Source organism: Serratia sp. 2C06, assembly GCF_050037615.1.
Lineage (GTDB): Bacteria > Pseudomonadota > Gammaproteobacteria > Enterobacterales > Enterobacteriaceae > Serratia > Serratia ureilytica.
The window spans coordinates 543,088-569,141 of record NZ_CP188299.1 but is presented as its reverse complement, the minus strand read 5'-3'; the positions used below and the strand labels follow the sequence as shown (position 1 = coordinate 569,141).

The window sequence follows — 26,054 nt, the reverse complement described above, 5'->3', positions numbered from 1 at the left end:
CCTCTGGATTAGCCATTTTATCCTTTCTTAGTTGGGGGAGACCCAGCTTTTCTACGGTTTTTTTATTCTGACTTGAACTGTCGGGCGGCCTGTCTTTGCCTAAATCCTGACGGTCTATTTCATTAACGTAATGAAAACGTGCTAGAGAATATTATGAACAAACAAACTGATGTGAAGAGTGGGGAATTCCGTGCAGGGTCTCAGGCCGCAACGGAGAAAGTTGAGCTGCATGAAATAACAACCGCCCAGCGTGAACTCTGGCTGGGGGAAAACATCTCCAAAGATTTGTCGTTCAATATCTGGGGCTACGGACAGGTCGACGGGCCGCTCAACGTTAAACTGCTGCGGCAAGCCATCGACGCCATCGTCGAAGAAACGCCGGCTCTGCAAGCGCATTTTGTGGAAAAAGACGGTGAGCTTTATCAATACCGCGCGCCACGTACACATGAGCCGCTGTTCACGCTCGATCTCAGCAAGGAACCCGATCCTCTGCAGGCGGCCAGACGTTGGATGGTGGCGGATTCGGCGCTGCCGCGCCGCGCTACGGGAGAAGAACCTTTTAGTTTTTATGTCATTACGCTCGCACCGCAGCGCTACATCCTCTATCGCCGTTTCCACCATATGATCACCGACGGCCGCAGCGCTGAGGAAGTGATGCGGCGCATCGCGGCTTACTATAACGCGCTGGCGTCCGGCGGCGTCATCCCTGAATTCGCCAACTGCAATTTCTCTCTGCTGTATGAAAACGACATCAAGTACCGCGACTCTTCGCGCTTTTCTTCCGATCAGGCGTTTTGGCGGGAATACACCGCCGCCGCGCCGCAGAGCTTGTCACGCAGGGCCGTATTGACGCCGGACGCTGCGATGCACCACAACACGCAGCTGCTGGAAAAAGACGTCCTGGATCGGCTGCAGCGGCAGGCCGACAATATCGGCGTACACCGTGCGCATATATTGGCCGCTGCCGTAGCATTATGTTTCTACAGCTTAACCGGCAGCGAATATCTTAATTTCAGCATGCCGGTGACCGGGACAAGGGAACGAAACAGTATTGGTATGACCTCTAACGTTGTCCCTTTGATTATTAAGGTTGAACCTCAACTAAGTCTGGCTGAATTTATCCAGAAAGTGGCGGCTGAAATAGCGAAAGTGGTTCGCCATCAATTATATCGCGGGGAGGATATTCGGCGTGATAATGGCGCGACGGATTCCGCCTGGTTTGGCCCTTCAATTAACATCGTTTCTTTCGACCACGGCGATCCTTTCTGGGGATGCCGCACCCGTTGGTATTACGGTGGCAATATTCCGTCCGGCGATCTACAGATTATGCTGTATGAAGACCAGCAGGCGAATGAACTGGACGTCACTTTTTCTGACGCCGCCTATGCAAATTCATTAGACGATCTGGATGTTTTGCAGCGTCGTTTCCAGTTCATTTTACGCGCGCTGAACGCTTCAACGACGGGAACGATCGAAGCGTTGGATCGGCAAGTGGCGACGTTGGCTGATGCCGGGGCCGGCGGCAGCTTTTACGCCAACCGGCGGCAACCGCCTGCCGGCGGCATCATCCGTTGGGATCGCCCGGCTCAGGCGCTGCAGCGCCTGGTGAGCTCGCTGAGCCATGGCGCGGGATGCGCGGCGAAGATACTGTTGGCGGAGCGCGTGCTGGGCGTGACGACGCTGCTGGCGGTGAGCGATGAACGCCAGGCCGAACCCGGCACCCTGCTGCGCATTGAGACCGACGGCTGGGAGATCGCCGCGCATCCCGGCGTGGTGCGCGTCGGGCCGTTCTTGCGCGCCGACGGCTCGATTCAGCCGGGTGATGCGCTGGCGCAGGCCTGCGGCCTGTCTGTCGGCTCGGTCTTGCCGACGCTTAGCGATGCCGAAGCTTCGCTGTTAGGCGCGGCGTATGGCGCCAGCGCCGACAGCGCCGCTTTCTGGCAACCGCGTCTGACACGCTTTTATCCGGCGCCGTTCCCGCCAGGGCCTGACCGCCGGGCGGCCCTTCCCGCACGCTGGCAGGCCACGGCCTGGCAGCGCCTGGAAAAGATTGCCGGCGAGCAGGTGCTGGCGGCAGCAACCCTCTATCTGGCGCGCATGTGTAATGAAACCGATTTTCAGCTGGGTTGGATTACGTCGAACGATCGGGATTGGGGACGTTGGGCTCACCTGAGCGCGCGCGTGCTGCCGCTGCAGGTCTCAGTTGATCACTCCTACAATTTCCAGCAGGCATTGGCCGCGCTGGAACAAGAATACGGCCGGTTGCGCGCTCATGCTGATTATCATCCCGCGTTGCTGACGGGCGATGCGGATCTGCGGGCGCCCCAAGCTTGGCCGACGGCGGTATCGATCGTCAGCCGGCGTTCAGAGACAGGGTTGCAGCCTGAAGACGAGGGCGTGGCTGCCATCATGGCTTCCGGCTCGCGCGCGGTATTGCAAATCTGCAAGGCTGACGGCGCCTTCCGTTGGGTATACGACGCCGCCTCAGTGGCTGACGAACAGATGTTGCGTGCGACGCAACATCTGCTGATGCTGCTCAACGACGCGGTGAGAGCGGGCTCTCATCGTCGCACCATCGGCGAACTCAATCTGGTTTCCGAAGAAGAACGCACGCAGTTGCTGCAGAGCCTCAATCACACCGTTGCTTCGCACTCGCCGGCGGCGTGTCTGCATCGGCTGTTCGAAGCGCAGGTCAAACGCACGCCAGATGCGACGGCGATGACATACGGCGACGACAGCCTGACTTACGCTGAATTGAATACCTGGGCGAACCGATGGGCCCATCGGCTGGTAGAGCTTGGCGTACAACCGGACAGTCTGGTGGCGCTGTGCGCCGGACGCGGTCTGCCGATGCTGGCCGGGTTGCTGGGGATCCTCAAAGCCGGCGGCGCCTATGTGCCGTTGGATCCCGCCTATAGCGGAGAGCGGCTACAGTACATCCTGGCGGACTCCGCGCCGGTGCTGCTGTTGGCGGATGAACTTGGCAGGCAAGCGCTGGGCGGCTGCGAGGTGCCGGTATTGGCGCTGGAACAGCCGTTGACGGGGAAAAGCGACGATCTGCAGGACGTCGAGGTGCGGCCATCACACCTGGCGTATGTGATTTACACCTCCGGTTCGACCGGCAAACCGAAAGGGGTCATGGTGGAGCATCGCCAGGTCGCGCGCTTGTTCAGCGCCACCAACGCCTGGTTTAACTTCAGCGCCGCCGACAAGTGGTGCCTGTTCCACTCATTCGCCTTCGACTTTTCGGTTTGGGAGATCTGGGGCGCCTGGTTGTATGGCGGCCAGCTGTTCATCGTACCGCAGGAGATCGCCCGTTCGGCGCCGGACTTTTATCATTTCGTCTGCCGCAGCGGCATCACGGTACTGAATCAGACGCCGAGCGCCTTCAAAGCCTTTATCCAGGCTCAGGCACACAGCGAAGCGCGCCATCAGCTGCGCGAGATCGTGTTCGGTGGTGAAATGCTGAAGCCTTCCGATCTCGCGCCGTGGTTTGCTCGTCCAGAGAACCGGCAGACGCGATTGGTCAACATGTACGGCATCACCGAAACCACGGTGCACGTGACGTACCGGCCGCTGTCGGCGCAGGATACGGCGATCGTCGCTAGCCCGATCGGCTGCCGTATTCCGGATTTGCGGCTGTATCTGCTGGGCGCCGATGGCGAACCGGTGCCGATGGGGGCGATCGGCGAACTGTACGTCGGCGGTGAAGGGGTGGCGCGAGGGTACCTGAACCGGCCCGAATTGACGGCGGAACGTTTTCTCGAAGACCCTTTCAACCGGGCGCCGGGTGCGCGCATGTATCGCACCGGCGATCTGGCGCGCTATCTGCCGGGGGGGGATATCGAATACCTGGGTCGCAACGACCAGCAGGTGAAAATCCGCGGCTTCCGCATCGAGTGCGGTGAGGTGGAAGCGCAGCTGAGCGCCGATCCGCGCGTGCGCAGCGTAGCCGTGGACGCTATCGACGATGGCGACGGGAATAAGCGACTGGTGGCGTGGGTGGTTCCGGCGCCGGAGACGGAACGCGCTACGCTGGCGACCGAATTGCGCCGGCATCTGCAGGCGCGGTTGCCGGACTATATGGTGCCGGCGGCTTACGTTTGGCTGGAGGCGTTGCCGCTGACCGGCAACGGCAAATTGGACAAGCGCGCCCTGCCGGTGCCGCAGGTCGACGCCTGTGCGCGCGAGGCCTATGCGCCGCCGCAGGGCGAGGCAGAAAATCTGTTGGCGGCTATCTGGCATGAGCTGTTGGGCGTAGAACGGATTGGCCGTTACGACCACTTCTTCGAACTGGGCGGGCATTCGCTGATGGCGGTGCGCCTGGCGAACCGCGTGCAACAGGCCGGATGGCAGCTGCCGTTGCAGGCGCTGTTCGCCAGTCCGGTGTTGCACGTGTTGGCCCAGGCGCTGCAGGTTGCGCCGACGCAGGAATCGATCCCGATGCTGCCGGTGGCGCGCGATGGGGAATTGCCGCTGTCGTTTGCTCAGCAGCGTCTGTGGTTCCTGACCCAGTTGGAGGGGATGAGCGAAACCTACCATATCCCGCTGGCGTTGCGGCTGCGCGGTCGGTTGGACCGGCAGGCGTTGCAACAGGGGCTGGACGCGCTCTATGCGCGCCACGAATCGCTGCGCAGCCGGTTCATCACCCGGGAAGATCGGCCACAGGTACAGATTTTGCCGGCAAACGGGTTACCGCTTGCGTTCCACGATCTGCGACGTCACCCCGCGCAGGCTGAAACGCTGTGTCGTCAGGCGGCCACTCAATCGTTCGATTTGACGCAGGGGCCGCTGGTGCGCGCCGCGCTGCTCCGCCTGGCGGATGAGGAGCATCTGTTCCTGCTCACCTGCCATCACATCGTCTCCGACGGCTGGTCGACCGGCATACTGCTGCGCGAATTGGGCGCGCTGTACGGCGCTTTCCGTCGCGGCGAGGCCGATCCGCTGCCGCCGCCGACCTTGCAATACCCGGATTACGCCGCCTGGCAGCGTCGCTACCTGACGCCGGAACGGCTGGCGGCGCAGGCGCAATACTGGCGTGAAACGCTGAGCGATGCGCCGGCGCTGCTGACGTTGCCGACCGACCGACCGCGTCCGACGGTACAGTCTTTCAGCGGCGCAGAAGTGCCGATCGCGATCGACGCCGAGCTGACGCAGGCGCTGCGTCAATTCAGCCGACAGCATGGCGGTACGCTGTTTATGACGGTGCTGGCGGCCTGGAGCCTGGTGCTGGCGCGCATGGCCGGACAGCAGGAGCTGGTGATCGGCACGCCGGAGGCCAACCGCGGCCGGCTGGAAACCGAATCGCTGGTCGGTTTCTTCGTCAGCACGCTGGCGCTGCGCATCGATCTTCGCGACGATCCGGATCTGCCGACGCTGCTCGAACGGGTCCGCCACACGGTGCTGGCGGCGCAGGAAAACCGCGATCTGCCGTTCGAGCAGGTGGTGGAGCTGGTCAACCCGCCGCGCCATCTGGGCTATACCCCGCTGTTCCAGGTGATGCTGGCCTGGCAGGACGGCTCGGTGCGCGATATTCCGCTGCCTGGGCTGCAGGCCGAATTGGCCGGGCTGGAATACAGCGCGGCGAAGTTCGATCTGACGCTCGATCTGGCCGATACCGGCGAAGGCATCAGCGGCACGCTGAATTTCGCCACGGCGTTGTTCGATCGCGCCACCGCCGAGCGTTACGGCGTTTACCTGGTACAGGCGCTGCGGGCGATGACGCTGAATAACCCGCGATCGGTATCCCATATCGATTTGCTGCCGCTCGCCGAACGGGAGCATCTGCTGCATGGCTGGAACCGCACCGAGCGTGATTACCCGCTGGATCAGACGCTGGCGGCGCTGTTCGAGCGGCAAGTGCGCCGCACGCCGGATGCCATCGCGCTGGTGAGCGGCGCGGAAAGCCTGAGCTACGCCCGGTTGAACGCCCGCGCCAACCGGCTGGCGCACGCGCTGATTGCGCGCGGCGTGGGCCCGGACAGCCGGGTGGCGGTGTGCGCCGAACGCGGCCTGAACATGGTGACGGCGCTGTTCGGCATCCTCAAGGCCGGCGGCGCCTATGTGCCGTTGGATCCGGCCTATCCGGGCGAGCGCCTGCAGTACATCCTGCAGGATGCCGACCCGGTGCTGCTGCTGGCGGACGCCGCCGGCCGGGCGGCGCTGGGCGAACCCGCGACGCCGCAGCTGGCGCTGGAGGCCGCGTTGCCGGAGACGCTGAGTGCCGAGAACCCGGCGCCGCGCGCGCAGGCGTCGCACCTGGCGTACGTGATTTACACCTCGGGCTCGACCGGTAAACCGAAGGGCGCGATGAACGAACACCGCGGGGTGGTCAACCGGCTGGTGTGGATGCAGGAGGCCTACGGCCTGACGGCGGCGGACACGGTGCTGCAAAAAACGCCGTTCGGCTTCGACGTCTCGGTGTGGGAGTTCTTCTGGCCGCTGATGGTCGGCGCGCGCCTGGTGATGGCGAAGCCGGAAGGGCACAAGGATCCGGACTACCTGAGCCGCGCTATCGAACAGTACGGCGTCACCACGCTGCACTTCGTGCCGTCGATGCTGCAAAGCTTCCTGGCAGATGAGCAGGCGGCGACGCGCTGCGGCAACGTGGTGCGGGTGATGTGCAGCGGGGAAGCGCTGCCGGCGGCGCTGGTGGCGGAGTTTTACCGCCGGCTGCCGCAGGCGGAGTTGCATAACCTGTATGGGCCGACGGAGGCGGCGGTGGACGTCACCGCCTGGCACTGTTCGCGGGAGGCGGACCGGGTGTCGGTGCCGATCGGTCGGCCGATCGCCAACACGCGCATCTATCTGCTGGACGAGCACGGGCAGCCGGTGCCGCTCGGGGCGGTGGGCGAGCTGTATATCGGCGGGGTGCAGGTGGCGCGGGGCTACCTGAATCGGCCCGACTTGACGGCGGAGCGTTTCCTGAGCGATCCGTTCGCGCCGGGCGGGCGCATGTACCGCACCGGCGACGTAGCGCGCTATCTGGCGAACGGTGACATCGAGTACCTGGGGCGCAATGACCAGCAGGTGAAAATCCGCGGCTTCCGCATCGAATGCGGCGAGATAGAAGCGACGCTGGCGACGCACCCGGCGGTGCGGGAAGCGGTGGTGGATGCGCGCGCGGTGGGCGACGACAAACGGCTGGTGGCGTGGGTGGTGCCGGCGGCGGACGTGGCGGAAGAGACGCTGGCGGGCGCGCTGCGGCAGCATGTGAGCGCGGCGCTGCCGGACTACATGGTGCCGTCGGCCTGGGTGGTGGTGGCGGCGTTGCCGCTGTCGCCGAACGGCAAGTTGGACCGGCGGGCGCTGCCGGAGCCGCAGGGGATGCAGAGCCAGGCGGCGTACGAAGCGCCGCAGGGTGAGCGCGAAACGCTGCTGGCGGAGATCTGGCGCGAGTTGCTGAACGTGGAGCAGGTTGGCCGCCACGACAACTTCTTCGAACTGGGCGGCCACTCGCTGCTGGCGGTGAAGTTGATGGCTCAACTGCGGCGTGCCGGTTTGGCGGCGAACGTGCAGACGCTGTTCTCAACGCCGACGCTGGCGGCGCTGGCGCAGGCGGTGAGCGCGCAAGGGGAAATCGACATACCGGAAAACCGCATCTTGCCGGGTTGCGCCGCCATTACGCCGGAGATGTTGCCGCTGGCGACGCTGAGCCAGCCGGAGATCGACGCGGTGGTGGCGCAGGTGCCGGGCGGCGTGGCTAACGTACAGGACATCTACGCTTTGTCGCCGCTGCAGGAGGGGATTTTGTTCCACCATCTGCTGGCGGAGCAGGGCGATCCGTACCAGCTGTCCGCGGTGTTGCGTTTCGACAGCCGCGCGCGCCTGGATGCCTGGCTGGCGGCGATGCAGCAGGTGATCGATCGCCATGACATTCTGCGCACCGCGTTCATCACGCAGGGCGTGTCTTCGCCGGTGCAGGTGGTGTGGCGCAAGGCCGAACTGGCACTGAGCGAGCGGCGTTTCGATCTGGCCGACGGCCCGGTTTGGCAACAGTTGGCGGCCGGTTTTGATCCGCTGCATCAGCGACAGGATCTGACCCGTGCGCCGCTGCTCAACTTTACCGTCGCGCAAGAGGAGGATGGCCGGTGGTGCGCCTTGCAGCAGTGGCACCATCTGATTGGCGATCACTCCACGCTGGCCTTTATGGAGCAAGAGGTCAGCGAAATCCTCGCCGGTCGCGGCGCACGGCTTGGTGCCGCCCAGCCGTTCCGCAATGCGGTGGCGCAGGCGCGCCTGACGCTCAGCGAAGCAGAGCATGAACGTTTCTTCCGCGACATGTTGGCGGATATCAGCGAGCCGGTCCTGCCGTTCGGCTTGAGTGATGTGCATGGCGAGGGACGGCAGATCGTCAGCCGCTACCAGGCGCTTTCTTCGGCCTTGAACCTGCGGCTGCGGCGGCAGGCGCGGCGGTTGGGCGTCAGCCTGGCCAGTTTGTGCCATCTGGCCTGGGCGCAGGTGCTGGCGCGCGTCAGCGGGCGAGACGCGGTCGTATTCGGCACCGTATTGCTGGGGCGCCTGCAGGGCGCTGAAGGCGCGGAACGGGCATTGGGGCTGTTTATCAACACGCTGCCGCTGCGCCTGGACATCGATCGGCGCGGCGCGGAGGCGGCGGCAAGGGAGGCGCATGTGCGGTTGAGCGGGCTGCTGGCTCATGAACATGCGCCACTGGCCTTGGCGCAGCGCTGCAGCGGCGTCAGCCCTGGAGCGCCGCTGTTCAGCGCCCTGCTCAACTATCGCCACAACAACGGCGAGGCCGTGGCGCTGCCCGAAGGCGTCAGCCTGCTGAGCGCCGAAGAGCGCACCAACTATCCGTTCGTCTTGTCGGTGGAGGACGGCGGCGATTCGCTGGGCATTACGGCGCAGGTAACCGAGGCGATCGATGCGCAGCGCGTATGTGACTATATGGTGCAGGCGCTGGACTCACTGGCGCAAGCACTGGAGCAGGCGCCGGATACGCCGGTGTGTTCACTGGCGGTGGTGCCGGAAGCGGAACGCGAGCTGCTGCTGCATGGCTGGAACCGCACCGAGCGTGACTACCCGCTGGATCAGACGCTGGCGGCGCTGTTCGAGCGGCAGGTGCGCCGCACGCCGGATGCCATCGCGCTGGTGAGCGGCGCTGAAAGCCTGAGCTACGCCCGGTTGAACGCCCGCGCCAACCGGCTGGCGCACGCGCTGATAGCGCGCGGCGTCGGCCCGGACAGCCGGGTGGCGGTGTGCGCCGAACGCGGCCTGAACATGGTGACGGCGCTGTTCGGCATCCTCAAGGCCGGCGGCGCCTATGTGCCGCTGGATCCGGCCTATCCGGGCGAGCGCCTGCAGTACATCCTGCAGGACGCCGACCCGGTGCTGCTGCTGGCGGACGCCGCCGGCCGGGCGGCGCTGGGCGAACCCGCGACGCCGCAGCTGGCGCTGGAGGCCGCGTTGCCGGAGACGCTGAGTGCCGAGAACCCGGCGCCGCGCGCGCAGGCGTCGCACCTGGCGTACGTGATTTACACCTCGGGCTCGACCGGTAAACCGAAGGGCGCGATGAACGAACACCGCGGGGTGGTCAACCGGCTGGTGTGGATGCAGGAGGCCTACGGCCTGACGGCGGCGGACACGGTGCTGCAAAAAACGCCGTTCGGCTTCGACGTCTCGGTGTGGGAGTTCTTCTGGCCGCTGATGGTCGGCGCGCGCCTGGTGATGGCGAAGCCGGAAGGGCACAAGGATCCGGACTACCTGAGCCGCGCTATCGAACAGTACGGCGTCACCACGCTGCACTTCGTGCCGTCGATGCTGCAAAGCTTCCTGGCAGATGAGCAGGCGGCGACGCGCTGCGGCAACGTGGTGCGGGTGATGTGCAGCGGGGAAGCGCTGCCGGCGGCGCTGGTGGCGGAGTTTTACCGCCGGCTGCCGCAGGCGGAGTTGCATAACCTGTATGGGCCGACGGAGGCGGCGGTGGACGTCACCGCCTGGCACTGTTCGCGGGAGGCGGACCGGGTGTCGGTGCCGATCGGTCGGCCGATCGCCAACACGCGCATCTATCTGCTGGACGAGCACGGGCAGCCGGTGCCGCTCGGGGCGGTGGGCGAGCTGTATATCGGCGGGGTGCAGGTGGCGCGGGGCTACCTGAATCGGCCCGACTTGACGGCGGAGCGTTTCCTGAGCGATCCGTTCGCGCCGGGCGGGCGCATGTACCGCACCGGCGACGTGGCGCGCTATCTGGCGAACGGCGACATCGAGTACCTGGGGCGCAATGACCAGCAGGTGAAAATCCGCGGCTTCCGCATCGAATGCGGCGAGATAGAAGCGACGCTGGCGACGCACCCGGCGGTGCGGGAAGCGGTGGTGGATGCGCGCGCGGTGGGCGACGACAAACGGCTGGTGGCGTGGGTGGTGCCGGCGGTGGACGTGGCGGAAGAGACGCTGGCGGGCGCGCTGCGGCAGCATGTGAGCGCGGTGCTGCCGGACTACATGGTGCCGTCGGCCTGGGTGGTGGTGGCGGCGTTGCCGCTGTCGCCGAACGGCAAGTTGGACCGGCGGGCGCTGCCGGAGCCGCAGGGGATACAGAGCCAGGCGGCGTACGAAGCGCCGCAGGGTGAGCGCGAAACGCTGCTGGCGGAGATCTGGCGCGAGTTGCTGAACGTGGAGCAGGTTGGCCGCCACGACAACTTCTTCGAACTGGGCGGCCACTCGCTGCGGGCGGTACGTCTGACCAACCGTCTGCAGCAGATGGAATGGCAGCTGCCGTTGCAGACCCTGTTCGCCAATCCGACGCTGTACGTAGTGGCGCAGCAACTGCAAAGGACGAGTGAAGCGCTGCCGCCGATCGAAGCTCTGCCGCGCGACGCCGCATTGCCGCTGTCGTTTGCTCAGCAGCGCTTGTGGTTCCTGACCCAGTTGGAGGGAATGAGTGAAACTTACCATATCCCGCTGGCGCTGAGCCTGCGCGGCGAGCTGGATCTGCCTGCCTGGCGGCAGAGTCTGGATGCGCTCTATGCCCGTCACGAAGCGTTGCGCAGCCGGTTTATCACCGTCGAGGGGCAGCCGCAGACGCACATTCTGCCGGCAGACGCGCTGCCGTTGACAGTTCACGATCTGCGTGGGCAGCAGGATGCCCAAAGCCGAGCGCGGCAACTGGCGCAGCACCTGGCGGAGGCGCCTTTCGAGCTGAGTTCCGGTCCGCTGGTGCGCGCCGCGCTGCTCCGCCTGGCGGATGAGGAGCATCTGTTCCTGCTCACCTGCCATCACATCGTCTCCGACGGCTGGTCGACCGGCATACTGCTGCGCGAATTTGGCGTGCTGTACGGCGCTTTCCGTCGCGGCGAGGCCGATCCGCTGCCGCCGCCGACCTTGCAATACCCGGATTACGCCGCCTGGCAGCGTCGCTACCTGACGCCGGAACGGCTGGCGGCGCAGGCGCAATACTGGCGTGAAACGCTGAGCGATGCGCCGGCGCTGCTGACGTTGCCGACCGACCGGCCGCGCCCGACGGTGCAGTCTTTCAGCGGCGCAGAAGTGCCGATCGCGATCGACGCCGAGTTGACGCAGGCGCTGCGTCAATTCAGCCGACAGCATGGCGGCACGCTGTTTATGACGGTGCTGGCGGCCTGGAGCCTGGTGCTGGCGCGCATGGCCGGACAGCAGGAGCTGGTGATCGGCACGCCGGAGGCCAACCGCGGCCGGCTGGAAACCGAATCGCTGGTCGGTTTCTTCGTCAGCACGCTGGCGCTGCGCATCGATCTTCGCGACGATCCGGATCTGCCGACGCTGCTCGAACGGATCCGCCACACAGTGCTGGCGGCGCAGGAAAACCGCGATCTGCCGTTCGAGCAGGTGGTGGAGCTGGTTAACCCGCCGCGCCATCTGGGCTATACCCCCCTGTTCCAGGTGATGCTGGCCTGGCAGGACGGCTCGGTGCGCAATATTCCGCTGCCTGGACTGCAGGCCGAGAGCGCCGAGTTGGGCTACCGGATCGCCAAGTATGATTTGACGCTCGATCTGGCCGATAACGGCGAAGGCATCAGCGGCACGCTGAACTTCGCCACGGCGTTGTTCGATCGCGCCACCGCCGAGCGTTACGGCGCCTATCTGGTGCAGGTGCTGCGGGCGATGGCGACAAACGCTTCGCAGTCTGCTTCGCATATCGATCTGCTGCCGGCCGCTGAGCGCGAACTGCTGTTGTATGGCTGGAACCGAACCGCGGAAGCTTATCCGGCGCAGAACCCTGTTCACGTCCAGTTTGAACAGTGGGCGCGGCGCACGCCGGATGCCATCGCGTTGGTAAACGAGGCGGACAGCCTTAGCTACGCGCAATTGAACGCCCGCGCTAACCAACTGGCGCACCAACTTATCGGACAGGGCGTACGCCCCGGCGACCGCGTGGCCACGTCGCTCGAACGCAGTTTCTCTCTGGTCATTGCCCAGTTGGCGATCCTCAAGGCGGGCGCCGCTTATGTGCCGCTCGATCCGCACCTGCCTGTTGCGCGGCAGGCGTGGATCATCGGCGACAGCGGAACGACGTTGATCCTGTGCGATCGCGATCTCGATCGCGAGATAGCCGGCGAGATCGAATGCCTGCGTATCGATCGTTTGCGGCAGGATCCGACCCACGATCCGGCGGTGGCTCGCGCCGGCGACGCACCGGCTTACATCATGTATACCTCGGGCTCGACCGGCACGCCTAAAGGCGTGATGGTGACGCATCAAGGCATCCTCCGGCTGGCGATTAACAATCGGTTTGCGGCGTTCGAACGCGGCGATCGCTTTGCTTTCGCCGCTAACCCGGCATTCGACGCCAGCACGTTGGAAATGTGGGGCGCGTTGCTCAATGGCGCCAGTCTGGCGATCATTGCGCCGGAGGTATTGACGGATGCCGATGCGTTGGCGGCAGCGCTGGTGCGGCAAGAGATTAACGTCTTGTTCCTGACCACGTCGTTGTTTAACCAATATGTCCATAGCATCGCCGCGACGTTGGCGCAGTTGAAATATCTGATCAGCGGCGGTGAAGCTGCGGATCCGCACGCCTTTGCTCGTATGCTGAAAGAGGCGGGGCCGGTGCGTCTGGTCAATGCCTATGGGCCGACGGAAGGCACCGTTATCGCCACTGCGGCGATAGTTGAACAAGTAGGGCCATGGCAACGCCTGCCGATCGGCCGGCCGATCGGCAATACGCACATCTATCTGCTGGATGAGCATTTGCAGCCGGTGCCGCTCGGGGCCACCGGTGAGCTCTATATCGGCGGTGCCGGCGTGGCATTGGGTTATCTCAATCGCGCCGAACTGACGGCAGAACGGTTCCTGACGGATCCCTTCAATCCCGGAGACCGGATCTATCGTACCGGAGACCTGGCGCGCTACCTGCCGGACGGCAATATCGACTACCAAGGCCGTAACGATCGGCAGGTGAAAATCCGCGGCTTCCGCATCGAATGCGGTGAAATCGAGGCGCGAGTGGCTGGTCATCCGGCGGTGCGCGAAGCGGTGGTGGATGTCCTCGGCGAAGCGAACAATAAACGGCTGGTGGCGTGGGTGGTGCCGGAGGCTGAAGCGGACCGTCAGACGTTGGCGGTGACGCTGCGGCAGTATCTGGCGGGCATGTTGCCGGAGTTTATGCTGCCGACGGCCTGGGTTGCGCTGGATACGCTGCCGCTGACGCCGAACGGCAAGTTGGATCGGCGCGCGCTGCCTGAGCCGCAAGAGGACGCCTACGTGCGTGAGGTTTACGCCGAACCGGAAGGCGGGCTGGAAACGCTGCTGGCGGGGATCTGGCGCGAGTTGCTGGGCATTGAGCGTGTAGGACGTCACGATAACTTCTTCGAACTGGGTGGCCATTCGTTGCTGGCGGTCAAACTGATGGCGCAGCTGCGCCGTGTGGGGTTGAGCGCTGGGGTACAAACGCTGTTCACCGCGCCGACGCTGTCGACGTTGGCGCAGACATTGGTCACGCAGCAAGAGGTGAGCGTGCCGGCCAACGGTATCCAACCGGGCTGCGCTTCCATTACGCCGGAGATGTTGCCGCTGGCGGCGCTGAGCCAGCCGGAGATCGACGCGGTGGTGGCGCAGGTGCCGGGCGGTGTGGCCAACGTACAGGACATCTACGCTTTGTCGCCGCTGCAGGAGGGGATTTTGTTCCACCATCTGCTGGCGGAGCAGGGCGATCCGTACCAGCTGTCCGCGGTGCTGCGTTTCGACAGCCGTGCGCGCCTGGATGCCTGGCTGGCGGCAATGCAGCAGGTGATCGACCGCCATGACATTCTGCGCACCGCGTTCATCACCCAGGGCGTGTCTTCGCCGGTGCAGGTGGTGTGGCGCAAGGCCGAGTTGTCGCTGCAAGAACTGCGGCTCGATCCGGCGCAGGGCGATATCGGTTCGCGGCTGACGGCGTTGTTTGATCCGCGCCGTGTACGGCCAGACCTGACGCGCGCGCCGTTACTGAGCTTTGTCGCTGCACGGGAAGAGGAGGGCAGTTGGTGTGTGCTCCAGCAGTGGCATCACCTGATCGGCGACCACTCGACCCTGGCGGTGATGCAGGAGGAAATCAATCTGATCCTGGCCGGACGCGGAGACGAATTGGCCAAGGCGCCGCCGTTCCGCAACGCGGTGGCGCAGGCGCGGCTCGGCGTCAGCAACGCTGAACACGAGCAGTTCTTCCGCACTCTGCTGGCGGATATCGATGAACCGTCGCTGCCGTTCGGCCTGAGCGATGTGCATGGCGAAGGGCGAGATATCTCGACGGCGCACCTGGCATTGCCGCATGCGCTCAATCAGCAGCTGCGGCGGCAGGCGCGACGGATGGGCGTCAGCCTGGCCAGTCTGTGCCATCTGGCCTGGGCGCAGGTGCTGGCGCGCGCCACCGGCCGCGATGAGGTGGTGTTCGGCACCGTGTTGCTGGGCCGCATGCAGGCCGGAGACGGGGCGGAACGGGCGCTCGGACTGTTTATCAACACCTTGCCGCTGCGGCTGGATGTCAATGAGGTTGGCGCAGAATCGGCGGCGTTGCAGGCGCATATCCGGCTGAGCGGACTGCTGGCCCATGAGCATGCGCCGCTGGCCTTGGCGCAGCGCTGCAGCGGCGTCGCCGCGGGCACGCCGCTGTTCAGCGCCCTGCTGAACTATCGGCATAACAGCGGCGAGGAGACTGCCTTGCCGGCCGGCGTGACGCTGTTGGATAGCCAGGAACGCACCAACTATCCGTTCGTGTTGTCGGTCGAGGACGGCGGCGATTCGTTGGGCCTGACGGCGCAGGTCAGACAGCCGATTGAAGCGCAGCGCGTGTGCGGTTACATGGCGCAGGCGTTGAGCGCCTTGGCGCAGGCGCTGGAAGAGGCGCCGCAGACACCGATCTGCGAACTGGACGTGATGCCGGATGAGGAGTATGCGCTGCAGCTGTGCAGCTGGAATCATACGACGGAACCTTACCCGGCGGATACCTGCGTGCACGAACTGTTTGAACAACAGGCGCAGTTGACGCCACAGGCCGTCGCCGTGATCCAGGGGGAGCGGCAGCTCAGTTACGCGCAGTTGAATGCGCGCGCTAACCGGTTGGCGCACCGGCTGATTGAGCGCGGCGTACAACCGGGCGATCGGGTCGCGGTGCGGCTGACGCGCAGCATCGAACTGGTTTGCGCCCAACTGGCGATCGTCAAGGCCGGTGCGGCGTATGTGCCCCTCGATCCGCAACTGCCGACCGCGCGTCAGGCGTGGATCGTCAATGACAGCGGCGCGTGTCTGATGCTGGCAGAGACCGCCGGCAATGAGGGCATTCCGCAGCTGCCGGTCGAGGATTGCGAAGGCAATGACGGTAATCCGGCGTTGCGATTGTCGAGCGGCACGACGGCCTACATCATGTATACCTCCGGTTCGACCGGTACGCCGAAAGGGGTCATGACGCCGCACCAGGGCATTACTCGTTTGGTGCGCAACAATCGCTACGCCGCCTTTGACGCTGAAGACCGCGTTGCCTTTGCCGCCAACCCGGCGTTTGACGCCAGCACGATGGAGGTGTGGGCGGCCCTGCTGAACGGCGGTGCGCTGGTGGTGATAGCGCCGGAGGTCATGATGGAAGCCGAACGTCTGGCGGCCGAACTGCAGCGTCATCGCATCACCACGCTGTTCTTGACCACCGCGTTGTTCAATCAGTATGTGCACAGCATCAGCGGCGCGCTGGCGCAGCTGAAATATCTGATCAGCGGGGGGAGAAAGAGGATCCGGGCGCTTATGCGCGGTTGCTGCAAGAACAAGGGCCGGTGCAACTGATCCATGCCTATGGGCCGACGGAGACCACGACCTTTGCGACCACGGCGCGTATCGAGCGGGCCGAAGGGGAGGCGCGTTTGCCGATTGGTAAACCGATCGGCAATACCCGCGCGTACTTGTTGGACGCCCGTGGGCGCCCGGTGCCGATGGGGGCGATAGGAGAACTGCACATCGGCGGCGTGGGGGTGGCGTTGGGATACCTGAACCGGCCGGAACTGACGGCGCAGCGTTTCCTGAGCGATCCGTTCAACCCGGTCGGCGGCGGCCGCATGTATCGTACCGGCGATCTGGCGCGTTATCTGCCGGACGGCTGTCTTGAATACCAAGGGCGGTGCGACCAGCAGGTCAAGTTGCGCGGGTTCCGCATCGAACCGGGCGAGATCGAGGTGCAGCTGGCAGCGAGCCCGTGGGTGCGGGAAGCGGTGGTGCAGGTTTGTTCGACGGAGCACCACACGCGTCTGGTCGCCTGGATCGTACCGGCGGCCGAGGGGGAACGCAGCGCGCTGCAAGGGCAGTTGCGGGCCTATTTGAGCGAACGGTTGCCGGAGTACATGGTGCCGTCGGCTTATGTCTGGCTGGATGCGCTGCCGTTGACCGCCAACGGTAAGTTGGATCGGCGCGCCTTGCCGGAGCCGGAGTGTGCGGCAGTCGGCGCTCGGGAGTATGCGGCGCCTCAGGGTGAGACCGAAACGACGCTGGCGCGGGCATGGTGCGAGCTGCTCGAGATTGGCCAGATAGGACGCCACGACAATTTCTTCGAGCTCGGCGGCCATTCACTGCTGGCGGTGCGTCTCTCCAGCCAACTGCGTCAGCAAGGCATCACCTTGCCGGTACAGGCGATCTTCAACCATCCGATCTTGGCCGAATTGGCCGAACGGATCGATCGTCGCACCGCCGAGGCTCCGCTGTGCAAAGCGGTGCCGGCTCGCAGCAGCGGCAGCCGACCGCCGCTGTTCTTCGTCCCGACCGGCTTTGGCGATCACTCTTATGTATTTGAATTGGCCAAGGAGATCGATGAAAGCTTCCCGGTCTACGCTGTGCCGTGGCCGGCGGTGGAGGAGAAGCCGGCGACCATGAGCGACATGGCCGCCAGCGCCGTGGCGTTGATTCGCGAAGTGCAGCCGCAGGGGCCCTACCATCTGGCGGGGTACTCTTCCGGCGGGGTGTTGGCCTATGCCATCGCCGAGCAACTGCAATCGAGCGGGGAAGCGGTCGCTTTCCTGGGGCTGATTGACACGTTGCGGCCGGTGGAGGCGATGCACAGCCCGGTCCAGCTGTTGCTGAACTGGGTGGAATCCACGCAGGAGAGGCCGGATCCGCAGTTCTGTCAGCAGTTGGCCGAGCTGCCGTTACCGGAGGCGATAGCGGCCGTGCAACGCGCTGGGATCAAGACTCAGCGTGCGGAAGTGGCCGACGAGGCGGCTCTCTGGCAACAGCGACACCATTACGCCAAGCTGGTGGAAGCGACTCAGGTGCAGCCTGCATCGCTCAAGATCCATCTTTTCAAGGCGAAGCAGGAGCAGGTTTCCGCCAATTCGCAGAACGAGCAGTTCCAGGCGTACTGGCAGAAGATCAAGCAGGCGGGATATTGCCGCGAAGACGCTTCCGCGCTGGGATGGGATAGGCTGTTGCCGCCGGCGACCGTCCGCGTCAGTCAGGTCAACGGCGACCATGTGTCGATGATGGAGCATCCGGTTCACCGGCGTGAGCTGGGCCAGCACTTCAATCTGGCGTTGCGCGATCTCGGACAGGCGTAAGTCGGCAGGATAGACGATCAGAAAGCCCTCGCAAGAGGGCTTTTTTTATCCGGTGACAACGCCCCGATGGCGCCGATGAACCTTTGTTTACCCGTTGGCGGCTTTGACGAGTTCCACCACCAACGGTGAAAGCTCGCCGCGCAGCGCGGCGCGTTCCGACTGGAACAGCGTGGCGGCGTAAAAACGCCGGCCCGGCAGTTCGATGGCGCGTACGTCGCCTTCGGTGTCGTGGCCGCTGATGATCAGCGGGAAACGCTGCAGATCGGCGACGAAGTCCGGATTCACGCCGAAGTTGCAGTGGTAGCCTTCATGGGCGTTCAGGCTGCCGTAGGCCTGCGCGACGCGGGTGTCAGGCTGAAAAACGATGTCGCCGGTTTTTTCCACCAGCGAACAGCTCAATGGGGCGATCACCAGCCGGCCACCGCTGTCGGTTTCCGCATGACCAGCGTCGTGCCAGCCCATCACATTACGGGCGTATTCGACGATGGCGTATTGAAAACCGCCGCAGGAGCCGAGGAACGGCACGTCGTTTTCCCGCGCATGACGGATCGCCATAAAGGCGCCGTCGTCGTGACGATACGGGCTGCCCGGCACCACCCAGATGGCGTCGAAATCTTGCAGCGCGTCGGGGGAGGTCAGGGTTTCGGTCGGGAGCCACTGGGGCTGAACGTCGATGTCGAGGTGGGCGGTGGTGAGCTGGAGCGCCACGGGGATGGCCTGGTGGGCCACGGCTTGCGGGTTGTAATCACCGACCAGAGCAATGCGGACTTGAGCTTTCATCATTTCCTTTCCTGTGCGGGTAAAAAAGGAGATTACAGGAAAGCGGGATCCCGAGCCGCAGATTTTTTAAACGCGGCGCACAAAAAAGCCCGGCGTTGGCCGGGCTGAAAAAAGAGGGTCAGTACAGCGAGGGCGCGCCAGCCGGTCGGGTTTTGAAACGGCGGTGCAGCCACATGTATTGCTCCGGCGCCCGCATGATCTCTTTCTCGATCACTTTGTTCATGTAAGCCGCGGCCGCCTGTTCGTCGCTCAGCGGATAGTCTTCCAGAGCCGGTTGGATCAGCAGGTCATAGCCGCGGCCGCCTTCGCGGCGGATCAGCACCACCGGCACCAGCGCCGGGTTGGCCATGCGCGCCAGCATGAAGGTGCCGCTGGTGGTGGCGGCCTTATCGACGGCGAACAGCGGCGCGAATACGCTGCCGCGCGGGCCATAGTCCTGATCCGGCGCGAACCACACCGCCTCGCCGCGCTTGAGCGCATGCACCATGCCGCGCAAATCCTTGCGATCGATCATCGCCTTGTTGGAACGCATGCGGCCTTTGGTCTGCGCCCATTCCATCGCCTTGTTGTTATGCGGACGGTACATCGCCATCATCGGCTGACACAGGCCCATCGCCCGGCCGCCCAGCTCCAGCGACATAAAATGCACGCCGATCACCAGCACGCCGCGATCGTCGCGCTGCGCCATTTTGAGGTGGTTGATGCCGGAGACGTTGAACCAGCGCTTGACGCGTTTATCTGACCAGAACCATGCCATGCCGGTTTCCAGCAGGCCCATGCCGAGGGATTCGAAATTGCCCACCACTTTGCGCTCGCGCTGCGCTTCGTCCATCTCGGGGAAGCACAGCTCGAGGTTGCGACGGGTGATGGTGACGCGGCGCTTGAGAAAACGCATCGAGGTGCGTCCCATCCACACCCCCAGACGGTAGAGCAGCGGATAGGGGAGCTGTACCAGCAGGAACAGCAGAGCGAGGCCGAACCAGGTTAGCCAGTAGCGCGGGTGCAGCAAGGCCAGTTGAAATGCTTTGGCTGATTTCATAGAAACTCGTTTTATACGTTAAAAGGGGCAGCAAGCTGTAACGCATAAAGGTTCCACTCGATAGCGATACGACTACTCAGACACCCGGGTACGGCCAGGGTTTAGTCGGAATTCCATAATTGACTAAACATTTACATTCGAAGGGCGGTTTGCGCTGCTATCAGGCTTCGGAGGGATAGCTGTTGGCCAGCGGAGGCGGCTCTAGGAATGCTTATGCTACACAGGGTACGGGGTGTGGCGGAAGAGGGGCATGCGAATATTCTCATTCACGTTGCCCCTGAGTTGAGGATTGGCGAGTTTTACAGGCTGGGAATGATAATCGCGGCGAAGATCGCGGCGATCACCAGCCATTTCAGCAGGTAGTAACCGCGGCGGTTGCGCGCTTTCAGGCGTTGGCCGGCATCGCGCACCGCGTTGACGTATTTGAAGATGCGGTTGATGCCGCCGGTGCGGTCCTGATCGTCGTTCGGCGAACTGGCCGCCGACATCAACGTAGCGCCGACCCAGTGGTTGACCGCCTGTGCCCAGCGCCATTTCATCGGCCGCTCGACGTCGCAAAACAGAATGATGCGCGTCTGATCGGTGGCGTTCTGCGCCCAGTGCACGTAGGTCTCGTCGAAGATCACCGCCTCGCCGTCGCGCCAGCTGTGCTGCTCGCCGTCTACTTCGATGAAGCAGCGATCGTCGTTGGGCGTCATCAGCCCCAGGTGATAGCGCACCGAGCCGGCGTAAGGATCGCGGTGTTTACCCAGGTGGCTGCCGGGCGGCAGCTCGGCGAACATCGCCGCCTTGACCGACGGGATGCGGTTGAGCAGCTCGACGGTTTTTGGACACAGCGTCTGCGCTGAAGGGTGACTGTCGCTATACCATTTCAGATAGAAACGTTTCCAGCCGCGTTTGAAGAAGGTGTTGAAGCCGGCATCGTTATGCGACTGCGCCTTTTTGATGTGATCCTGCAGGCGCACCGCTTCTTCGCGGATCGTCTGCCAGTTGTCGGTCAGCGTCTGCAGCTCCGGGAAGCCTTTTTCGTCGAAATAGGGCTGTTTGGCGGGCAAACGGGAGAAACCGGTCATAAACATGTTGATCGGCCCCATAAACGTGGAGTGATCGAACAGCTGACGGGTAAGCTTTTGTTTCTCTTTGCCGCGGGAGTGTGCGTAGAGGAAGCTGATGATAAAAATGCCGATAATGATTGCGGCAACCATAGAATCCATCCCTGTTAGTGCTTGTTAAAAATTCGTACAAATTATAGTTTTGTGACAGGAAAAATTTAACTTTTTCGTGCGCTTTCCCCGCTCATGCTGCTTAGTGGCATAAAAAATCAATAAAACTGTTTGTAATAAAATTTTATATCGATTTTTTTGGTTTTAGTCCTATTCTTAAATCGCTCAAGGGGCGTTTCATGCCATCTTGTTTCATGACGAATGGCACGTATCTGAGAAAAGAGGGACTTATGAAGAAATCAATCATTGCCTTGTCTGCACTGCTGCTCGCTTCCCCGGTTTTCGCTGCTGAAACTGCGACCGACACCGCCGCTCACGCCAGCAACGAGGTCGTCGCTGAGGCGCATAAAGGGGCGGATACCGCCAAAGAAAAGCTGCACCAGTCTCAGGACAAGGGTGAAGAGCTGAAGCTGAAAGCCAAGCACGCCGCCGAAGGCAAGAGCGATAGCGTCGGCAGTAAAGTGAGCGAAGGCTCGCAAAAAGCCTGGCACTCCACCAAACAGGGTACGGAGAAGGCTTGGGACAAGACCAAGCAAGGGGCGGAAAGCCTCAAAAACAAAGCGACCGAGTAAGGTCTCCGCTTTTTACCCCAAGGGCCGCGTTGCGGCCTTTTTTATTGCCTGCAAACCGGGCGTGCCCCAAAGAAAAAGGCGCTTATCAAATGAGATAAAGCGCCTTTTCAACACGTTAACTGACTAGTATCAGTTCATGCCGTATTTTTTCAGCTTCTTACGCAGCGTGCCGCGGTTGATGCCCATCATCAGGGCTGCGCGGGTTTGGTTGCCACGGGTGTATTGCATCACCATGTCCAACAGTGGCTGTTCAACTTCAGCCAGTACCAGCTCATACAGGTCATTTACGTCTTGACCGTTCAGTTGAGCAAAATAGTTCTTCAGTGCTTGTTTAACCGAGTCACGCAGAGGCTTTTGAGTCACCTGATCTTGTGAGTTAACGGTAGAAACGGTCAGTACGTCAGAATTTACGCGTTGTTCGAACATAGTTCTGTCAGCTCTTTTTTTACGCTAAGATTTTCGAAATATGCCTCCAACGCCTCCAGCTGTTCGCTGGCATCCTCTATGGCGTTGAATGTGCGCCGAAACTGGTCATTCGGAGCGTGTTCCTGGAGATACCAGGACACGTGCTTACGAGCAATCCGGAATCCCTTGCCTTGGCCATAGAAGCCGTGCAATTCCCGAATGTGCCCAATCAACAAGCGCTTCACCTCGCCAAGCGGCATCGGCGGCAGCAACTCCCCAGTGTCCAGATAATGCTGGATTTCCCGGAAGATCCAGGGTCTCCCCTGAGCAGCGCGGCCTATCATCAGGGCATCGGCCCCGGTGTAGTCGAGCACTGCTCTGGCTTTATGCGGGTCAGTAATATCCCCATTCGCGATAATCGGAATGGAAACACTCTGCTTAACTGCCCGAATGCTGTCGTATTCCGCGTTGCCGTTAAACAGACAGGCGCGGGTTCGGCCGTGAATCGTCAGGGCCTGAATACCACAGTCTTCGGCCAGTTGGGCAATCTCTACACAGTTACGGTGCTCTGGCGCCCAGCCGGTGCGAATCTTCAGCGTTACCGGCACATCCACCGCGTCGACCACCGCGTGGAGGATCCGTTTAACCAGATCCGGGTACTGCAACAAAGCGGACCCGGCAAGCTTCCGGTTCACTTTTTTGGCCGGGCATCCCATGTTGATGTCGATGATCTGCGCGCCGCTGGCCACGTTGATACGCGCGGCGGCGGCCATATCATCAGGATCGCATCCGGCAATTTGCACGGAGCGGATCCCAGGTTCATCGCTATGCACCATACGCAGACGCGACTTATCCGTCCGCCACACCTCCGGGTTGGAGGAGAGCATTTCGGATACAGCCATCCCAGCACCCATTGCATGACAGAGGGTTCTGAACGGGCGATCTGTAATACCGGCCATCGGGGCCGCAATCAGGCAATTAGTAAGCTGGTGGTGTCCAATGCGCATAGACAAAGAGTGACCATACTGTGTCCGCAAGGGCGCGTATATTACGCATTTTTGCGTCGAGATGAAAGGCCAAACTTTAACCAATTGGCCCGATATTAGGACGAAAAATACGCTACGCGGCGATTCATAAAAATATTATATATATTTTACAATAAGTTGACGAAAAGTGCTTATTTTGTGTGCGGCAAAATATTCGCCTTTGCGCAGGATATTATCTGCATTCGCCCGCTATTTTTGCCGGGATAGCCTGCCTGGAAGGCGCATTCTCAGGGCGATCCGTCGTTGAGCGGCGAAAAATTGCATAAAATTTTGTGCCGCCCGAGGGCCGATCGCCGGACAAAAAAAATCCACCGGCGCAGGGCCGGTGGACGAGAGGGGCACTATACCGTGACGCTTACTTGCGGCGACCGGTAATGCGGCACCACTCTTCGCGCTCGGCGACCGGGTCGAGCGTGAACTTCTCTGCGTAGGCTTCCGCTACGCTGCTCGCCTGGCTGGCCAGCACGCCGGACAGCCCCAGATGGCCACCGGCCTTCGGCAGACAGCCGATCAGCGGCGCCAGCTCGCGCAGCGGGCCGGCGAGGATGTTGGCGACCACCACGTCCGCCAGCAGGTCGGCAGGCTGGTCTTTCGGCAGATACAGCTCCAGACGCTCTGAAACGCCGTTACGCTGCGCGTTGTCGCGGCTGGCCTGAATGGCCTGGGGATCGATGTCGATGCCGATAGCGCGCGCCGCACCCAGCTTCAGCGCGGCGATCGCCAGGATGCCGGAGCCGCAACCGAAGTCGATAACGGTTTTGCCGGCCAGATCGAGGCCGTCCAGCCACTGCAGGCACAGCGCGGTGGTCGGGTGGGTGCCGGTGCCAAACGCCAGGCCCGGATCGAGCATCACGTTGACCGCGTCGGGATCGGGCACGTCACGCCAGCTCGGGCAGATCCACAAGCGCTCGCCGAAGCGCATCGGATGGAAGTTGTCCATCCACTCGCGCTCCCAGTCCTTGTCTTCCAGCTGTTCTATCTTGTGGCGGAAACCGGCGCCCAGCAGCGGGTGCTGTTCCAGCATCGCCACCACCTCGGCCATATCGGTTTCGGCGTCGTACAGGCCGATCACATCGGTATCGCCCCACAGCAGGGTTTCACCCGGCAAGGGTTCGAACACCGGATTGTCGTGGGTGTCCTGGAAGGTCACCGACACGGCGCCGCTTTCCACCAGCGCGTCGCTCAGGTCTTCCGCCTGGCTGCCGGTGGTGTTCAGTTTGAGTTGGATCCAAGGCATAGCAATTCTCTTCAAGAGGGTAATGATGACGCCGCCCGGCGCTTTTCGCCGACGACGTTACCGAGATAAAACGCCAACAGGCTGAGCAACAGCGAAGGCACGATAGGGTGCAGCCCCGCCGGTTGCAGGTTGAAGCTGGCCAATAGCGTATAGCATACCGCACCCGACACCATTGAGCTAAGCGCTCCCTGTGCATTGGCGCGTTCCCAATACAGGCCCAGCACCAGCGGCCACAGGAAGACCGCCTCCAGCCCGCCGAAAGCCAGCAGGTTGAGCCAGATGATCATCTCAGGCGGCCGCCAGGCCGCCAGCAGCACCAGCAGACCGAGGATCAGCGTGGTCAGGCTGGAGAAGCGCTTGATCAATCGCTCGTTGTGGATCTGCTGCGGCCGCACGCCCAGGTAGAGATCCTTGATGATGGTGGCGGAGGATTGCAGCAGTTGGGCGTTGATGGTCGACATGATCGCCGCCATCGGCGCCGCCAAAAAGATCCCGGCGGCGTACGGCGGCAGCACGGTGATCATCAGCGTTGGGATCACCTGATCGGGGATCTTGAGATCGGGCAATACCGCGCGGCCGAGCGCGCCGGCCAGGTGCATGCCGAACATCAGCACCGCCACCACTACGGTGCCGAGCAGAATGCCGCGATGCACCGCCTTGCTGTCCTTGTAGGAGATGCAGCGCACGGCGGTGTGGGGCAGGCCGATCACCCCAAAGCACACCAGGATCCAGAATGACGCCATAAACGGCAGGCTGAGGATCTGATCGCCGCCCTGCGGCGACACCAGCGCCGGATCGATCTGCTGCAGTTTGCTTACTGCGCTGTCCAGTCCGCCGGCGGCATGGATCACCGCCACCAGCAGCAGCACGGTGCCAAGCAGCATCACCAGCCCCTGCATGGCGTCGTTCAGCACGCTGGCGCGGAAGCCGCCGAAGGCGGTGTACAGCGCGATGCTGATGCCGAAGATCAGCAGGCCGGTGTCATAAGGAATGCCGGCGGCGGTCTCCAACAGGCGGGCGCCGCCGATGAACTGCACCGTCATGGCGCCGAGGAACGCCACCAGCAGGCTGAGGCTGGCCAGCCACACCAACAGGCGGCTTTGGTAGCGGCCATACAGCATGTCATTGAGGGTAATGGCGTTGTAGCGCCGCGCCAGGATGGCGAATTTCTTGCCCAGCACGCCGAGCGACAGCCACACCGCCGGCAGTTGGATCATCGCCAGCAGTACCCAGCCCAGGCCGTATTTGTAGGCGGCGCCGGGCCCGCCGATAAACGAGCTGGCGCTGATGTAGGTGGCGGTCAGGGTCATCGCCAGCACAAAGCCGCCCATCGAGCGGTTGCCGAGGAAGTATTCGCTGAGGAAATTTCCGTTCTGACGGCGGCGATAGGCATACACCGACAGGCCGAACACCAGCAACAGGTAGGCGACCAGCGGCAGGATCACTTCAGTTTGCATTGCTGTCCTCCAGCGAAATGTCGCGGAACACCGTGCGCACCATCAGCCAGCACAGGCCGATGAACAGCAGCGGCACCAGCAGGCAGGCCATTTCGAACCAGTGCGGCAGACCGGTGACGCCGATGGCGCTGTCCGGCAGGTAGGCCGCCAGCCCCCAGGCCAGCAGGTAGAGCAGCGTCAGCCCCAGCGCCCAGCGCGCTTCGCGGTGCGCCTGAATAAAGCGTTTGTCCATCCGTGTCTCCCATAGGTTTACGGTGATGGATTCATCAAAGGTAGGGAATTTTACGGCATGACGG

10 protein-coding genes and 1 pseudogene are annotated in these 26,054 nt (G+C 62.9%); 3 read left to right on the top strand and 8 right to left on the bottom strand.

Translation table 11 applies throughout. The features are described from left to right. Positions 1 to 153: 153 nt before the first annotated feature. Positions 154 to 16,833, top strand: a pseudogene (locus tag ACP3TA_RS03040) (AMP-binding protein); the annotation flags it as partial. 17 nt (positions 16,834 to 16,850) lie between these two features. After that, positions 16,851 to 17,999: an alpha/beta fold hydrolase gene (locus tag ACP3TA_RS03035; protein WP_426784640.1), complete on the top strand. Its 1,149-nt coding sequence runs from the start codon at positions 16,851 to 16,853 to the stop codon at positions 17,997 to 17,999. Between the two features lie 87 nt (positions 18,000 to 18,086). On the opposite strand, the gene ACP3TA_RS03030 is transcribed toward ACP3TA_RS03035, so the two are convergent. From ACP3TA_RS03030 to lpxO, 3 genes are all read right to left on the bottom strand, one after another. After that, positions 18,087 to 18,782 (bottom strand): CTP synthase C-terminal region-related (seleno)protein, encoded by a 696-nt coding sequence (locus ACP3TA_RS03030; protein ID WP_422125032.1) that lies wholly within the window; start codon positions 18,780 to 18,782, stop codon positions 18,087 to 18,089. Between the two features lie 115 nt (positions 18,783 to 18,897). Beyond that, positions 18,898 to 19,818 carry a kdo(2)-lipid IV(A) palmitoleoyltransferase gene (gene lpxP, locus ACP3TA_RS03025; protein WP_033651230.1) on the bottom strand — a complete coding sequence of 307 codons (921 nt, stop codon included), beginning with the start codon at positions 19,816 to 19,818 and terminating at the stop codon, positions 18,898 to 18,900. A gap of 299 nt (positions 19,819 to 20,117) precedes the next feature. Then, positions 20,118 to 21,023 (bottom strand): lipid A hydroxylase LpxO, encoded by a 906-nt coding sequence (gene lpxO / locus ACP3TA_RS03020; RefSeq protein WP_033651231.1) that lies wholly within the window; start codon positions 21,021 to 21,023, stop codon positions 20,118 to 20,120. 248 nt (positions 21,024 to 21,271) lie between these two features. On the opposite strand from lpxO, the gene ACP3TA_RS03015 reads away from it, so the two are divergent. Then, positions 21,272 to 21,613, top strand: a complete 342-nt coding sequence (locus ACP3TA_RS03015; protein WP_016930249.1) for a hypothetical protein — start codon at positions 21,272 to 21,274, stop codon at positions 21,611 to 21,613. Positions 21,614 to 21,742: 129 nt separating this feature from the next. Here ACP3TA_RS03015 and fis read toward each other — a convergent pair whose 3' ends face one another. The 5 genes from fis to ACP3TA_RS02990 form a co-directional block, all read right to left on the bottom strand. Continuing rightward, positions 21,743 to 22,039 carry a DNA-binding transcriptional regulator Fis gene (fis, locus tag ACP3TA_RS03010; protein WP_000462905.1) on the bottom strand — a complete coding sequence of 99 codons (297 nt, stop codon included), beginning with the start codon at positions 22,037 to 22,039 and terminating at the stop codon, positions 21,743 to 21,745. Continuing rightward, on the bottom strand, positions 22,021 to 23,025 hold the full coding sequence (gene dusB / locus ACP3TA_RS03005) for a tRNA dihydrouridine synthase DusB (RefSeq protein ID WP_033644443.1): 1,005 nt from the start codon (positions 23,023 to 23,025) through the stop codon (positions 22,021 to 22,023). The genes fis and dusB overlap by 19 nt, the downstream gene beginning before the upstream one ends. A 394-nt stretch (positions 23,026 to 23,419) precedes the next feature. After that, positions 23,420 to 24,301: a 50S ribosomal protein L11 methyltransferase gene (gene prmA / locus ACP3TA_RS03000; RefSeq protein WP_033644444.1), complete on the bottom strand. Its 882-nt coding sequence runs from the start codon at positions 24,299 to 24,301 to the stop codon at positions 23,420 to 23,422. 11 nt (positions 24,302 to 24,312) lie between these two features. Then, complete coding sequence (gene panF, locus ACP3TA_RS02995) at positions 24,313 to 25,758, bottom strand: sodium/pantothenate symporter (protein WP_004936863.1); 1,446 nt, start codon at positions 25,756 to 25,758, stop codon at positions 24,313 to 24,315. Continuing rightward, positions 25,748 to 25,990, bottom strand: a complete 243-nt coding sequence (locus ACP3TA_RS02990) for a YhdT family protein (RefSeq protein ID WP_198811540.1) — start codon at positions 25,988 to 25,990, stop codon at positions 25,748 to 25,750. The genes panF and ACP3TA_RS02990 overlap by 11 nt, the downstream gene beginning before the upstream one ends. Positions 25,991 to 26,054: the final 64 nt, after the last annotated feature.